The 13,833-nt window shown below is 70.8% G+C and carries 13 protein-coding genes; 1 reads left to right on the forward strand and 12 read right to left on the reverse strand.

The window, feature by feature from the left end; translation table 11 throughout:
* Nucleotides 1–7 precede the first annotated feature (7 nt).
* Nucleotides 8–1,006 carry an inorganic phosphate transporter gene (locus tag ACZ67T_RS10915; RefSeq protein WP_469983136.1) on the forward strand — a complete coding sequence of 333 codons (999 nt, stop codon included), beginning with the start codon at nucleotides 8–10 and terminating at the stop codon, nucleotides 1,004–1,006.
* A 106-nt stretch (nucleotides 1,007–1,112) separates the two neighbouring features.
* Here ACZ67T_RS10915 and pstB read toward each other — a convergent pair whose 3' ends face one another.
* The 12 genes from pstB to mshD form a co-directional block, all read right to left on the reverse strand.
* On the reverse strand, nucleotides 1,113–1,889 hold the full coding sequence (gene pstB / locus ACZ67T_RS10920) for a phosphate ABC transporter ATP-binding protein PstB (protein WP_100595598.1): 777 nt from the start codon (nucleotides 1,887–1,889) through the stop codon (nucleotides 1,113–1,115).
* 36 nt (nucleotides 1,890–1,925) lie between these two features.
* Nucleotides 1,926–2,996, reverse strand: a complete 1,071-nt coding sequence (gene pstA / locus ACZ67T_RS10925) for a phosphate ABC transporter permease PstA (protein ID WP_469983138.1) — start codon at nucleotides 2,994–2,996, stop codon at nucleotides 1,926–1,928.
* Nucleotides 2,993–4,000: a phosphate ABC transporter permease subunit PstC gene (gene pstC, locus ACZ67T_RS10930; protein ID WP_469983139.1), complete on the reverse strand. Its 1,008-nt coding sequence runs from the start codon at nucleotides 3,998–4,000 to the stop codon at nucleotides 2,993–2,995. The genes pstA and pstC overlap by 4 nt, the downstream gene beginning before the upstream one ends.
* Nucleotides 4,001–4,099: 99 nt before the next feature.
* Complete coding sequence (pstS, locus tag ACZ67T_RS10935) at nucleotides 4,100–5,230, reverse strand: phosphate ABC transporter substrate-binding protein PstS (RefSeq protein WP_469983141.1); 1,131 nt, start codon at nucleotides 5,228–5,230, stop codon at nucleotides 4,100–4,102.
* A gap of 238 nt (nucleotides 5,231–5,468) precedes the next feature.
* Nucleotides 5,469–5,888: an NUDIX hydrolase gene (locus ACZ67T_RS10940; RefSeq protein ID WP_469983143.1), complete on the reverse strand. Its 420-nt coding sequence runs from the start codon at nucleotides 5,886–5,888 to the stop codon at nucleotides 5,469–5,471.
* Nucleotides 5,885–6,946 (reverse strand): CHAD domain-containing protein, encoded by a 1,062-nt coding sequence (locus ACZ67T_RS10945; RefSeq protein WP_469983144.1) that lies wholly within the window; start codon nucleotides 6,944–6,946, stop codon nucleotides 5,885–5,887. The genes ACZ67T_RS10940 and ACZ67T_RS10945 overlap by 4 nt, the downstream gene beginning before the upstream one ends.
* Entirely contained in the window at nucleotides 6,927–9,299 is a 2,373-nt protein-coding gene (locus tag ACZ67T_RS10950) for an RNA degradosome polyphosphate kinase (protein ID WP_469983145.1), read from the reverse strand. The genes ACZ67T_RS10945 and ACZ67T_RS10950 overlap by 20 nt, the downstream gene beginning before the upstream one ends.
* A 111-nt stretch (nucleotides 9,300–9,410) precedes the next feature.
* Nucleotides 9,411–10,361: an ABC transporter permease gene (locus ACZ67T_RS10955; protein WP_469983147.1), complete on the reverse strand. Its 951-nt coding sequence runs from the start codon at nucleotides 10,359–10,361 to the stop codon at nucleotides 9,411–9,413.
* On the reverse strand, nucleotides 10,358–11,380 hold the full coding sequence (locus ACZ67T_RS10960) for a hypothetical protein (RefSeq protein ID WP_469983149.1): 1,023 nt from the start codon (nucleotides 11,378–11,380) through the stop codon (nucleotides 10,358–10,360). The genes ACZ67T_RS10955 and ACZ67T_RS10960 overlap by 4 nt, the downstream gene beginning before the upstream one ends.
* Nucleotides 11,377–12,297: an ABC transporter ATP-binding protein gene (locus ACZ67T_RS10965; RefSeq protein WP_469983151.1), complete on the reverse strand. Its 921-nt coding sequence runs from the start codon at nucleotides 12,295–12,297 to the stop codon at nucleotides 11,377–11,379. Before ACZ67T_RS10965 ends, ACZ67T_RS10960 begins: the two co-directional genes overlap by 4 nt.
* Nucleotides 12,294–12,683, reverse strand: a complete 390-nt coding sequence (locus ACZ67T_RS10970) for a GntR family transcriptional regulator (protein ID WP_453774018.1) — start codon at nucleotides 12,681–12,683, stop codon at nucleotides 12,294–12,296. Before ACZ67T_RS10970 ends, ACZ67T_RS10965 begins: the two co-directional genes overlap by 4 nt.
* 143 nt (nucleotides 12,684–12,826) lie before the next feature.
* Entirely contained in the window at nucleotides 12,827–13,759 is a 933-nt protein-coding gene (mshD, locus tag ACZ67T_RS10975) for a mycothiol synthase (protein WP_469983152.1), read from the reverse strand.
* Nucleotides 13,760–13,833 lie beyond the last annotated feature (74 nt).

The raw sequence follows: 13,833 nt of genomic DNA on the forward strand, positions 1-13,833 counted from the left end.
CCTTCTCATGGACACCTTCGCACTGATCGTGACGATTGGCGTCGCGCTCGGATTCACGTATACGAACGGCTTCCACGACTCGGCGAACGCGATCGCCACGTCGGTCTCCACGCGTGCACTGACGCCTCGGGCGGCGCTGGCGATGGCCGCGGTGATGAACCTCGCCGGCGCCTTCATGGGCAGCGGCGTCGCCAAGACGGTGAGTGAGGGGATCATCGCCACGCCCGAGGGCAGCAAGGGGATGGGCATCCTCTTCGCCGCGCTCGTCGGCGCGATCATCTGGAACCTGGTCACCTGGTACTTCGGTCTGCCGTCCTCGTCGTCGCACGCGCTGTTCGGCGGCATGGTCGGCGCGGCGCTCGCCGGCGGGACGGCCGTCTACTGGTCCGGCGTGCTCGACAAGATCGTCATCCCGATGCTCACCTCGCCGGTGATCGGTCTGATCGTCGGCTATCTCGTCATGTGCGCGATCCTCTGGCTGTTCCGGCGGTCCAACCCGCACAAGGCCAAGCGCGGTTTCCGTATCGCGCAGACGGTGTCGGCGGCCGGTATGGCGCTCGGCCACGGTCTGCAGGACGCGCAGAAGACGATGGGCATCGTGGTGATGGCCCTTGTCATCTCCGGGCACGAGACCTACAGCGACCCGATCCCGGTCTGGGTCAAGCTCGTCTGCGCCCTGATGCTGTCGCTCGGTACGTACGCGGGTGGCTGGCGCATCATGCGGACCCTCGGGCGCAAGATCATCGAGCTGGACCCGCCGCAGGGTTTCGCGGCGGAGACGACCGGTGCGTCCATCATGTTCGGCTCGGCGTTCCTGTTCCACGCGCCGATCTCGACGACGCACGTCATCACCTCGGCGATCATGGGTGTGGGTGCCACCAAGCGTGTGAAGGCGGTCCGCTGGGGCGTCGCCAAGAACATCGTCCTCGGCTGGTTCATCACGATGCCGGCTGCGGCGCTGGTCGCGGCGGGGAGCTACTGGGTCGTGAACCTGGCCTTCGGCTAGTACGCGGTCCACGTACGAAAAGAGGGCCCGCCCCCCGGGAGCCAGGGGGCGGGCCCTTTGCCTTGCGGTGGCACCGCCATGCAGCACCGCAAGGAGCAGGTGGTGTCTAGCCGAAGCGGCCCGAGATGTAGTCCTCGGTGGCCTGGACCGACGGGTTGGAGAAGATCCGCTCGGTCTCGTCGATCTCGACGAGCTTGCCGGGCTGGCCGACCGCGGACAGGTTGAAGAACGCCGTGCGGTCCGAGACGCGGGCCGCCTGCTGCATGTTGTGCGTCACGATGACGATCGTGAAGCGCTCCTTGAGCTCGCCGATCAGGTCCTCGATGGCGAGGGTCGAGATCGGGTCGAGGGCCGAGCAGGGCTCGTCCATGAGGAGCACCTGGGGCTCGACCGCGATGGCGCGGGCGATGCACAGGCGCTGCTGCTGGCCGCCGGAGAGGCCGGAGCCGGGCTTGTTGAGGCGGTCCTTGACCTCGTTCCAGAGGTTGGCGCCCTTGAGGGACTTCTCGACGACGTCGCCGAGCTCGCTCTTCTTGTACGAGCCGTTCAGGCGCAGGCCCGCCGCCACGTTGTCGAAGATCGACATGGTGGGGAACGGGTTCGGGCGCTGGAACACCATGCCGACCGTGCGGCGCACGGCGACCGGGTCGACGTGGGTGCCGTAGAGGTCCTCGTCGTCCAGGAGCACCTTGCCCTCGACGCGGCCGCCGGGGGTGACCTCGTGCATGCGGTTCAGGGTGCGCAGGAAGGTGGACTTGCCGCAGCCGGACGGGCCGATGAAGGCCGTCACGGAGCGGGGCTCCACCGTCATGGAGATGTCTTCGATCGCCTTGTGGGAGCCGTAGTAGGCGGTGAGTCCGCTTACGTCGATTCGCTTGGCCATAACTAACTCACTACTTCCGGGTCGCTGATGGTCGCGTCAGCGACCGGTCTTCGGGGCCTTCCAGCGGGCGATGCCGCGGGCCACCAGATTGAGGATCATGATGAAGGCGATGAGGACGAGAGCCGCCGCCCATGCACGGTCGTACGCCGCCGGGCTGCCGCCGCTGTTCTGGTACTGCTGGTAGATGTACAGCGGCAGCGAGGACTGGGGTCCCTGGAACGGGTCCGTGTTGATGAGCGGGTTGCCCCAGACCAGCAGCAGCACGGGCGCGGTCTCACCGGCGATACGGGCGATGGCCAGCATCACACCGGTCGTGATGCCGCCGATCGACGTCGGCAGGACGACCTTGAGGATCGTGCGCCACTTCGGTACGCCGAGCGCGAGGGAGGCCTCGCGCAGCTCGTTCGGGATGAGCTTGAGCATTTCCTCGGTGGAGCGGACGACGACCGGGATCATCAGGATGGAGAGCGCCATCGACCCGGCGAAGCCGGAGTAGCTGAAGCCGAGGATCAGGATCCAGAAGCTGAGGATGAACAGGCCCGCGACGATCGACGGGATGCCCGTCATGACGTCGACGAAGAAGGTGACCGCCTTGGCGAGCTTGCCCCGGCCGTACTCGACCAGGTAGATCGCGGTGAGCAGGCCGATCGGCACGGAGATCAGGGTGGCGAGGCCGACCTGCTCCAGGGTGCCGATGATGGCGTGGTAGATGCCGCCGCCCGGCTCGAAGTCGGTGACGACGCCCATCGAGTGCGTCAGGAAGAAGCCGTCGAGGACCTTCACGCCGCGCGAGACGGTCTCCCAGATCAGGGAGACCAGCGGGATCACGGCGAGGATGAACGCGACCCAGACGACGCTGGTCGCGACGCGGTCCTTGGCCTGGCGCTTGCCCTCGACGGCGGTGGCGATGCCGTACGTGCCGAGCACGAACAGGATGGCGGCGATCAGACCCCACTGGATCTGGCTGTCGAGTCCGGCGCCCAGGCCGATCGCGCAGCCGATCGCGATGGCGCCGGCGGCGATGGCGTACGGGGACCAGCGCGGCAGACGCGCGGCGCTGAGCGAGTTGGTGCCGGGGGCCGGCGGGGTGATGGTTGCGTTGCTCATGCGTTGGCCCCCGAGTACTCCTTGCGGCGGGCGATGATCGCGCGGGCCGCGCCGTTCACGACCAGCGTGATGATGAACAGGACCAGACCGGAGGCGATGAGCGCGTCACGGCCCTGCTCGGTGGCCTCGCTGAACTTCGCGGCGATGTTCTGCGCGAAGGTGCCGCCGCCCGGGTCGAGCAGGCTGGCGTTGATCTCGAAGCTGGGGGAGAGGACCGTCGCGACGGCCATGGTCTCGCCGAGTGCGCGGCCGAGGCCGAGCATCGAGGCGGAGATGACGCCGGAGCGGCCGAAGGGGATCACCGACATGCGGATGACTTCCCAGCGGGTGGCGCCGAGCGCGAGTGCGGCCTCCTGGTGCATCAGGGGCGCCTGCCGGAAGACCTCACGGCTGACGTTCGTGATGATCGGGAGGATCATGATCGCGAGCAGGATGCCGACGGCGAGGAGGGTGCGCGGGGCGCCGCCCTGCCACTCGAAGATGCCGGTCCAGCCGAAGTAGTCGTCGAGCCAGCTGTAGAAGCCGGTGAGGTGCGGCACCAGGAAGAGGGCGCCCCACAGGCCGTACACGATGGACGGGACGGCGGCGAGCAGGTCGATGACGTACGCGATCGCGCCGCCGATCTTCTTCGGCGCGTAGTGCGTGATGAACAGCGCGATGCCGACCGCGATCGGGACGGCGATCGCCATGGCGATGACCGAGGAGACGATCGTGCCGAACGCGAGGACCGCGATGCCGAAGACCGGCGGGGTCGCGTTGGCGTTCCACTCGAAGGTCGTGAGGAAGTTGCCGTCGTTCTTGGACAGCACCAGCGAGGCGCGGTAGGTGAGGAAGGCCGCGATGGCGGCCATGATCACCAGAAGCAGGATGCCGGAGCCGCGCGAGAGACCGAGGAAGATCCGGTCACCGGGGCGGGTGGCGCCGCGGGCCGCGCGCTTGTGCAGCGTGGGCCTGGGCGGGTCGGCGGGGGTGGGTGGAGCAGTCGTCTTCGTGGATATATCCATGGGGTTCTCCGGTCTGCGGAGCCGCGGTCGGGCGGCTCCAGGCGGCGGTGCACCGGACGGTGCGGCCCGCCCCCGGTCGGGGACGGGCCGCACACTGGGTCAGCTCAGGCTCGCGATGGTGTCGCGGACCTTGGTGTTGATCTCGGAGGGGATCGGCGCGTAACCGAGGGCCGCCAGGGAGTCCTGGCCGTCCTGGCTCGCGATGTAGGTGAGGAAGGACTTGGTGGCCTTGAAGGTGTCGGCCTTGTTGCCCTTGTCGCAGACGATCTCGTAGGTGACGAGGGTGATCGGGTAGGCGCCGTCGGCCTTCGTCGCGTAGTTCAGCTCGAGGGCGAGGTCCTTGCCGGTGCCCACGGTCTTGGCCTCGGAGATCGCCTTGGTGGCGTTCTCGACGGTGGCCTTGACCGGCGCGGAGGCGCCCGTGTCGAGGTCGACCGACTTGATGCCGTCCTTGGCGTAGGAGAGCTCGAAGTAGGAGATCGCGCCGGCGGTCTGCTTGACCTGCTGGGCGAGACCGGAGGAGCCCTGCGCCGACTGGCCGCCCTTGGCCTGCCAGGCCTTGCCGCCCGAGTACTTCCAGTCCGCCGGGGAGGCGGCCTTGAGGTACTTGGTGAAGTTGTCCGTGGTGCCGGACTCGTCCGAGCGGTGGAACGCCTGGATCTTGGTCTTGGGCAGCTTCGCCTTGGGGTTCAGCTTGGCGATGGCCGCGTCGTCCCAGGTGCTGATCTTGCCGTCGAAGATCTGGGCGAGGGTCTTGGCGTCCAGGACCAGGTTGTCGACACCCGGGACGTTGTAACCGACCGCGATCGGGCCGCCGACCATCGGGAGGTCTATGCCCTGGCCGCCGCTGCAGACCTTCTTGGAGGCGGTGACCTCTTCGGGCTTCAGCGCGGAGTCCGAGCCGGCGAAGGCGACCTGGCCCTGGGTGAACGCCGTGACACCGGCGCCCGAACCCTCGGGCTTGTAGTTGATCTGAACGTCCTTGCACTCGGCGGTGTACGCCTTGACCCAGGCCTGGATGGCGTTGGCCTGCGCGGAGGAACCGTTCGCGAGGAGCTGGCCCTTGGCGTCGTCGCACTTGATGCTGCCGGCCTTGGCCGTCGGGGCGCTGCTCGAACCGCCGTTGGCACTCGTGTCGTCCGAGCCGCACGCCGTGAGGGCCAGGGCGCCGGAGACGGCGATGGCGCCGAGGGAGAGGGCGCGGAGCCGGTTCTTGCGCTGAAGCTTCACTTTCGGATGTTCCTTCCAGGAGCCGCCGGTCGGAGATCCGGTACGGCGTGCGAAGTCTGTTCGTTCCAGGTAGGCGGTGCGGTGTTCGCCCTCGTGGGCGACTCGCACCGTGCAAGGCCGAAATTAGGCAGGACAGGTGAAGCGACCGATGGGCATGAGTGAACGGCGGGTGAACCTCGGCGGTCGGTGCGGTGAGGTAATGTGTGACACTTTGTGACGACGTGGATGCGTAGTGCGACTATGCCAGGTGGAGGGCGTTGAGCAGCGCGTCGACGAGCGTCTTGTCGCGGGGCTGGGTCAGACGGTGGCGGGCGGCGACCGGGGCGAGCCAGGCGACGCGGTCGACCTCGCGGTTCGGCGTGAACCCGCCGTTCGTCGCCTCGGCGGCCCAGTAGTCGACCCGCTTGGGCCGGCCCCTCGCGATGTAGTGGGCGGTGGGGAGGCGGGCGCCGGGAGCGCACTGGAACCCGGTCTCCTCCGCCACCTCGCGCAGCGCGCCCGCGAGGGCCTCCTCGCCGCGCTTCAGCTTGCCCTTGGGGTGAGACCAGTCGTCGTACTTGGGCCGGTGGACGAGGCAGATCTCAAGACCGTCGTCGTAGGAGGAGCGGCGCCACAGCACGCAGCCGGCCGCGCGGATCGTGTCGTCGCCGCTGCTCATGTGGTGTGGACCGTCTCCCTCAGCCAGGCCCGCTGGAAGCCAAAACGGGCCGCCTCCACCTCGTGGCGCTGGTCGGCGTGCAGGACGCCGAGCGCGTAGGCCGTCGCCGGGGCGATGCGGGGGGTGCGGGCCGCGTGGGCCGCGGCGGCCGCGGCCTCGGCGGCGTCCCGGTGCCGGTCGAGCGCGGCGGCCGCCTCGGTCTCCGCGTCGGCCGGCCCGCCGCCGGGTCCGCACGGCACGACCTCCTGGGCATAGCGGTGCAGCCGCAGCAGGAGGCGTACGTGGTGCCAGGGCGCGTCCTGGGACGGGGGCGCCGTGTCGGCGGTGAGGCCCTGGACGAGGGCCTCCGCGTTGTAGGGGTGGCCCGCCCGGTGGAGGGGGAGCGCGGTGACGGCCTCGGCGAGGCGGGACTCCGCGGTGGCGGCCAGCGCTTCGAGGTCGGCCGTGGTGGCGCGCAGCGGTACCTCGCTGGCGAGTACGGCGACGCTGTCCGCGACCGCGTGGAAACGGGACGAGCCGAGTGCCTGCAGCGCCGTCGAGTGGGCTCGGGTCCGGGCGAGGGTGAGCTGGCGCTCCAGGAGGGCGCCCGCCTTCGCCGCGCCCACGGTCAGATTCCCCGAGGCCGTGTTCTCGCCCCGCGCCAGCTGGGCCGTGCCCACCCGCCCGGCGAGAGCCGCGGGGGCCTGGGCCGGGACCGCGTGCGCGCCGGAGAGCCGGTGCAGCGCGCAGAGCAGGCGCTCCAGGCGGCCCGCGTACGCGTGTTCCTGCGCCAACGTGCCCGACAGCCACGCCAGTTCGGGGCGCAGCGCGTCGGACCACTCGGGGTCGAGGAGGGGACGGAACGTGTGGAGCGTGCCGCTGATGCGGCGGGCCGAGCGGCGCAGGGCGCGCGCCGCGTCGGCCGCCTCCTCGGCGGTTCCCCCGGGTGCGGCGCCGCCGCTCTCGCGGTGCTGCCGCAGGGAGCGCAGGAACTCCGTGGCCTGCTCGCGCAGATGGGCCGCGACGACCTCGCCCGCGGAACCCTCCGCTCCCGTTGTCTCAAGGTGTTGCTGTGCCACGCCTGCGCCTCCGGGCGTCTATGAGCATCTCCTGTACGTTCCGCAGGGGCCGGCCCTCCGCGTCCTTGGCGTGCCGGACCCAGTTCCCGTCCGGTCCCAGGTGCCAGGAGGCGGTGGTGTCGGACATCCCCGTCTCCAGGAGCCGGTTCAGGGCGCCGCGGTGAGCCGGGTCGGAGACCCGGACCAGGGCCTCGATGCGGCGGTCGAGGTTGCGGTGCATCATGTCCGCGCTGCCGAACCAGACCTCGGGCTCGCCGCCGTTGCCGAAGGCGAAGACCCGGGAGTGCTCCAGGAAGCGGCCGAGCACGGACCGTACGCGGATGTTCTCCGACAGGCCCGCGACGCCCGGCCGCACGGCGCAGATGCCGCGGACCCACACGTCGACGGGTACGCCGGCCTGCGCCGCCCGGTACATCGCGTCGATGACGGCCTCGTCGACCATCGAGTTGACCTTGAAGCGGACGTAGGCGGGGCGGCCGGCGCGGTGGTGCTGGACCTCGTTGTTGATCCTCGAAATGAGGCCGTCGCGCAGGGACTTGGGGGCGACGAGGAGGCGGCGGTACGTCTCGCGGCGCGAGTAGCCCGACAGCCGGTTGAAGAGGTCGGAGAGGTCGGCGCCGACCTGCGAGTCGGCGGTGAGCAGCCCCAGGTCCTCGTAGAGGCGGGCCGTCTTCGGGTGGTAGTTGCCCGTGCCGACGTGGCAGTAGCGGCGCAGCGTGTCGCCCTCCTGGCGCACGACGAGCGACAGCTTGCAGTGCGTCTTCAGGCCGACGAGCCCGTAGACGACATGGCAGCCGGCCTCCTCCAGCTTGCGCGCCCACTTGATGTTGGCCTGCTCGTCGAAGCGGGCCTTGATCTCGACGAGGACGAGGACCTGCTTGCCGGACTCCGCGGCGTCTATCAGCGCGTCGACGATCGGCGAGTCGCCTGAGGTCCGGTACAGCGTCTGCTTGATCGCGAGGACGTCCGGGTCCGAGGCGGCCTGCTCCAGGAACGCCTGCACGGACGTGGAGAACGAGTCGTACGGGTGGTGGAGCAGCACGTCCCGCTCGCGCAGGGCGGCGAAGATGTCGGGCGCGGACGCGGACTCGACCTCGGCCAGGTCGCGGTGGGTGCCCGCGATGAACTTGGGGTACTTCAGCTCGGGCCGGTCGAGGCTCGAGATGCCGAAGAGGCCCGTGAGGTCCAGGGGGCCCGGCAGCGGATACACCTCGGACTCGCTGATCTTCAGCTCGCGCACGAGGAGATCGAGGACGTACCGGTCGATGGTCTCCTCGACCTCGAGCCGCACCGGCGGGCCGAAGCGGCGCCGCATGAGCTCCTTCTCCAGCGCCTTGAGGAGGTTCTCGGCGTCGTCCTCCTCGACCTCCAGGTCCTCGTTCCGGGTCAGCCGGAACATGTGGTGCTCCAGGACCTCCATGCCGGGGAACAGCTCGCCCAGGTGCTTGGGCGCCGAGATGACGTCCTCGATGGGGACGTAGCGCTGCGGCGAGGCCTCGAGGAAGCGGGAGAGCAGCGGCGGCACCTTGACGCGCGCGAAGTGGCGGTGCCCGGAGACCGGGTTGCGCACGACGACGGCGAGGTTCAGGGACAGGCCGGAGATGTAGGGGAACGGGTGCGCCGGGTCCACGGCCAGTGGGGTGAGCACGGGGAAGATCTGCTGCTTGAACAGCGTGAAGAGCCGGGACTGCTCCTTGTCGGTGAGCTCCTCCCAGCGCACCACGTGGATGCCCTCGTCGGCGAGCGCGGGGGCGACGTCCTCCTGGTAGCAGGCGGCGTGCCGGGCCATGAGCTCGCGCGAGCGGTTCCAGATCAGTTCGAGGACCTCGCGGGGCTGGAGCCCCGAGGCCGAACGGGTGGCGACGCCCGTCGCGATACGGCGCTTGAGACCGGCCACCCGGACCATGAAGAACTCGTCCAGGTTGGACGCGAAGATCGCCAGGAAGTTCGCCCGCTCCAGGAGCGGGGTGTCCGGGTCCTCGGCGAGTTCGAGTACGCGTTCGTTGAACGCGAGCCAGCTGCGCTCCCGGTCGAGGAAGCGGCCCTGGGGCAGCTCGGCGCTGTAGTCCTCGTACTCGTCGGGATCGGCGTCGATGTCGGCCGCGAGCGCGGGGCGCTCGGGCTTGAAGTCACCGCCTGCGACGGTGTGCGGACGGTGCGCGGCTATGGAGCCGACGGACGGCTGCGCCTGCCGGTCGGAGGCCTGGTCCTGGGCGTTCTGCTGGCTCATGGACCCATTCTTCCGCGCCTGGACCACGATGGGCGCGTCGGAGAGCGCGGGCGTGAGGCGGAGTCTCCCGTTCGGGGAGCGCTCCGCCGGTGCCCCGGTGGGGTCGGGCGCGGCGGGCTGCATTCTGTGAGGGTGGCAAGCCCGTCTGAATGGTTGGTTACGGCGACATGACGTGCGGGGCATGGCGGGGCGTCCCGGGGGCGTCCTGGGGCGCCCCCGCGTGCCCGCGGCCGCCTACGGCCGCAGATTCCTGCGCAGGAGGGCGAACACCGCCGTCACCGTGAGGGCCGTCAGGCCGAGCAGGATGCCCGTTTCGACGAGCTGGAGCGGCCAGAAGTGGGAGGACGGCTGGAATTCACGGTAGAAGCCGGTGATGTTGTGCTGGACCAGGCAGCTCCTGTCGTCGACGCACAACGGGTCCGCGATGTGGGCGCCGCTCCCGGTGACCGCGCCCTCGTCGAGGAGGAGGCCGGTGAAGCCCCGGTAGCCCTCGCGGACATTACCGGTGACGGTGACGGGGGGCCACAGGCGCCCGCGGATTTCACCGAGCGCGGTGATCACGATGCCGGTGAGGGCGAGCGAGACGCACATCGACGTGATCACGCGCCGGGAGATGAACGCCACGAGTGCGCCGAGGGCCAGGCCGAGCAGCGGGAGCGCGACGGCGGTCGGACCGAGGGCGCCGTAGATGCCGGCGGCGGAGAACCACTGGTTGTCGGGGAGGCTGCTCGCCCCCGACGCCACCAGGCGGCGCAGCACCACGAGGATGCCGGTGCCGACGACGAGGAACGCGGCCGGGACGGCGAGCTTCGTCGCCAGCCAGCGGGCCGGGGAGACGGACTGCGTCCAGGCGAGGGCGGCCGTGCCGCGCTCCAGCTCGCGGCCGAAGAGGATCCCGCCGGCGAAGGCCGCGGCGATCGCGGGTACGAACGTGATCAGGCTCGTGGTGAGCGAGAGCAGGTAGTTGTACGTGCCCGCGCCCGGCCCCGTGGCGTTGCAACTGTTCGTGGTGCCCGCGACGCACGTGCCGGTGATGCGGATCCCCGAGGCGCCCGGTCCCCACAGCCACAGCAGCATCGCGGCGGTGATCGCGACGTACGCCACCCACAGCCACAGGGCGAGCCGGTGCACCTTCAGCACGGTCCAGGTCAGCCCGGTCGAGGGGGAGAAGGTGGCGGTGCTCATGCTGCGGTCTCCTTCTTCGGCCCATGCGTGCTCTTCGGCCGGTGCGCGCGCGGCTGGTACCGGCGCAGGACGAGGAACGCGCCGACGACGGCGAGCGCGGTCAGGGCGAGCAGGATGCCCGTCTCCGTGAGCTGGCGGGGCCAGTAGTCGGGGGAGGGGAGGTAGTGGCGGTCGAAGCCGAACACGTCGTGCCGGTCGAGGCACTTCACGTTCAGGTAGCAGCCGGGGTCGCGGACCTCGACGCCCGCCGAGTCGACCGCCTTGCTGTGCACGGGGATCGCGGGCTGCTGGTACGCGCCCTGGAACGGCCAGGAGTTGCCGCGCGCGGCGCCCACCAGGTACTGCCCGATCCCGGCGACGGCCATCGCGGGCAGGGTGCGGCGCAGCACCAGCGCGGCGACGGTCCCGAGCGCGAGGCCGAACAGAGCGTTGGCGACGGTCGTCGGGCCGACGGAGAAGTAGAAGTCGCGCGGTCCGATCCCGGCTATGAGCAGATGGCCGCGGGCTTCCCACACCACCTCGTAAAGGGCGACGACCACGGTCGTGCCGACGGCGATCAGCACGGCGGGCACCGCCAGCTTGGCCGCCAGCCAGCGGGCCGGGCTCACGGACTGGGTCCAGGCCAGCCGGACGGTCCCCCGCTCCAGTTCGCGCCCGATCAGCGGGCCCGCCGCGAACACGGCGACGGCCACCGCGGCGAGCCGGGTCAGTGACAGCGGGTTGTAGAAGAGGGAGTCGAAGGAGTGGCCGACGGCCGGGAAGGAGACGGAGCGGCCCTCCCACCCGTTCTGCTGTGCCCCTGCGTAGCCGAACCGGGCGAACGCGTCACGCGCCGCCGACGAGCCCGCACCCCACAGCCACAGCAGCAGGCCCGCGCTGATCGCGACGTAGGCGCCCCACACCCACAGTGCGGTGCGGTGCAGGCGCAGCACGGTCCGCACGAGGCCGTCGGGGCCGGGCATCCGGCGCCGGACGGGGCTCTGGGCGGGACGGTCGAGGACCGGGGTCGTGGCGCTCATGCCGTCACCGCCACGGCGGACGCGGCCGTGCCCGGGGTGATCAGGGGCGTGACGTCGGGGTTGCGCAGATGGGCGAGGATCAGCTCCTCCATGGACGGTTCCTGCGCCTCCCAGGCGCTGTCGAGCGGTCCGTCGCGGCGGATCAGGGCGGTCAGCCCGCGGCCGGCGGCGCGGGACTCGACCACGGTGTGCGGGGCGAGGCCGGCGGCCGTGCCGCGCCCGGTGACGAGGCTGTGCGCGGCCGTCAGGTCGTCGATGCCGCCGCCGAGCCGGATGCGCCCGGCACCCAGGAGCAGCAAGTGGTCGCAGGCGTCGGCCAGTTCGGCCACGATGTGCGACGACATCAGGACGGTGGTGCCGTGTTCGGCGGCGTCCGCCATCAGCGTGCCCATCAGCTCGTGGCGGGCCAGCGGGTCGAGGTCCGCCATCGGCTCGTCGAGGAGCATCAGCTGGGGGCGCTTGCCGAGCGCGAGGGCGAGCGCGACGCGGGTGCGCTGTCCGCCGGAGAGTGAGCGGACCCGGGCCGCGGGGTCGAGGTCGCCCTGCTCGACGATCCTGTCGGCGTACGCGGCGTCCCAGCGGCCCGGGTTCAGTTCGGCGCCCATGCGCAGGGTGTCCGCGATGGAGAGCTGCGGGTACAGCGGCTTGTCCTGCGAGAGGTATGCGACGCGGTCGCGGTGCACGCCGGGGGCGGCGCCGAGGACGGTGAGGTGTCCGGAGGTGGGGCGCAGGACCCCGGCGGCGATCGCGAGGAGGGTGGACTTTCCCGCTCCGTTGGGCCCGACCAGGGCGCTGATCCGCCCGGCGGGCAGGCGGAAGGAGCACTGGTCGAGCGCGGCCCGGCCATGGCGGCCGTAGCGCTTGCCGAGCCCTGTCGCCTCGATGGCGACGGCCGGGGTGGTGCTGGTGGAACTCACTGATCCCCCTTCGGGAAGTTTTCGTCGAGTACGGCGCCGAACAGGGCGGCCGCGTCCTCGCGGTCGAGGCCCGCGGCGCGGGCGCGGCGGGCCCAGTCCGCGAGTTCGGCCCGCAGCGGGGAGTCGGCCGGGGCCGCCGCGCCGAGCGTCCTGCGGACGAACGTGCCGAGACCGCGGCGGGCCTCGACCAGGCCCTCGCGCTCCAGCTCGCGGTACGCCTTGAGCACGGTGTTCGGGTTGATCGCGGTGGCTTCCACGACCTCGCGGGCCGTGGGCAGCTTGTCGCCGGGTTCCAGCAGACCGAGGCGCAGGGCCTGCTGGGTCTGCTGGACGATCTGGAGGTAGGTGGCGACGCCGCTGCGCCGGTCGATCCGGTACTCGACCACGTTCTCCAACACCACCCTTTCACTAATCAAGTAGTGAAAGGGTGGTGCAGGAGAGGGGCAGTGTCAAGTGACGACTGCCCCTCGGGTGCTGCTGAGCTGTGTTCTGCTGTTCTGCTGTTCTGCGGCCGGTGTTCTGCGACCGGCTACGACTCGGTGCGGTACATCAGGTCCGTCTCGTGCGTGACGAAGCCGAGGCGCTCGTAGACCGTGACCGCCGGCTTGTTGTCGGCGTCCACGTAGAGCATCGCCGTCGGCATGCCCGACGCCGCCAGATGCCGCAGGCCCACCGCCGTGAGCGCCTTGCCGAGGCCGCCGCCCTGGTTGCCGGGCGCGACCCCGACGACGTACACCTCGCCGAGCTGCTCCTCCGCGTGGACCTTGGTCCAGTGGAAGCCGATGACCGCGCCGTCGCCCTCCCGTACGGCGAGGAAGAAGCCGGCCGGGTCGAACCACGGCTCGGCCTTGCGGTCGTCCAGGTCGCGCTGGGTCAGCGAGCCCTGCTCGGGGTGGTGGGCGAACGCCGCCGCGTTCACCGCGAGCCAGGCCGCGTCGTCCTCGCCGGGCACGAAGGTCCGGATGACGACACCCTCGGGCAGCACCGGCTCGGCGAGCGGGGGTCCCTCGGCCAACGGGCGCCGCATCTGGCGCAGTTCACGGAACAAGGTCAGGCCGAGGACCTGCGAGAGGTGCCGTGCCGCCGCGTGGCCGCCGTGCGCCCAGACCCGCAGCCGCTTGCCGGACGCGCCGAGCAGCGCCGAGCCGAGCGCCCGCCCGTGCCCGTGCCCGCGGTGCGAGGGGTGCACGACGAGTTCGGCGGCCGGCGCCTCGATCGGGTCGGTGTCCTCCAGCTGGCCGTACCCGATCAGCTCGCGGTCGACCTTCAGGAGGAAGTGGTGCACGCCCTCCCTGGGGCCGCCGCGCAGTTGCAGCCTGCCCTGCTCCGACACCGCCTGCTGCCCGTCGGCACGGGCGGCGTCCGAGAGGATCTCCAGGACGGCTTCCGCCTGGTCCGGAGTGAGGGCGGTGAGCGTCTCGATCTGGCGGTCGGGGGCGGGGGGCACGGCATCGCTGGTCATGCACAAGAGGGTACGGCGACGGGCCCGCGCCGGGCTTGCGGCGAGTGATGGCAACCAGCCCGTAACCGGCAAAC

Source organism: Streptomyces sp. NPDC107517, assembly GCF_055582645.1.

What these genes read in the sequence shown, in the direction of transcription:
- ACZ67T_RS10950 (WP_469983145.1), bottom strand. Translation starts at nt 9,299, where the DNA reads ATGCAGCCCGCCGCGCCCGACCCCACCGGGGCACCGGCGGAGCGCTCC.
- pstA (WP_469983138.1), bottom strand. Translation starts at nt 2,996, where the DNA reads ATGAGCAACGCAACCATCACCCCGCCGGCCCCCGGCACCAACTCGCTC.
- mshD (WP_469983152.1), bottom strand. Translation starts at nt 13,759, where the DNA reads ATGACCAGCGATGCCGTGCCCCCCGCCCCCGACCGCCAGATCGAGACG.
- pstC (WP_469983139.1), bottom strand. Translation starts at nt 4,000, where the DNA reads ATGGATATATCCACGAAGACGACTGCTCCACCCACCCCCGCCGACCCG.
- pstB (WP_100595598.1), bottom strand. Translation starts at nt 1,889, where the DNA reads ATGGCCAAGCGAATCGACGTAAGCGGACTCACCGCCTACTACGGCTCC.
- ACZ67T_RS10960 (WP_469983149.1), bottom strand. Translation starts at nt 11,380, where the DNA reads ATGAGCGCCACGACCCCGGTCCTCGACCGTCCCGCCCAGAGCCCCGTC.
- ACZ67T_RS10940 (WP_469983143.1), bottom strand. Translation starts at nt 5,888, where the DNA reads ATGAGCAGCGGCGACGACACGATCCGCGCGGCCGGCTGCGTGCTGTGG.
- ACZ67T_RS10955 (WP_469983147.1), bottom strand. Translation starts at nt 10,361, where the DNA reads ATGAGCACCGCCACCTTCTCCCCCTCGACCGGGCTGACCTGGACCGTG.
- ACZ67T_RS10915 (WP_469983136.1), top strand. Translation starts at nt 8, where the DNA reads ATGGACACCTTCGCACTGATCGTGACGATTGGCGTCGCGCTCGGATTC.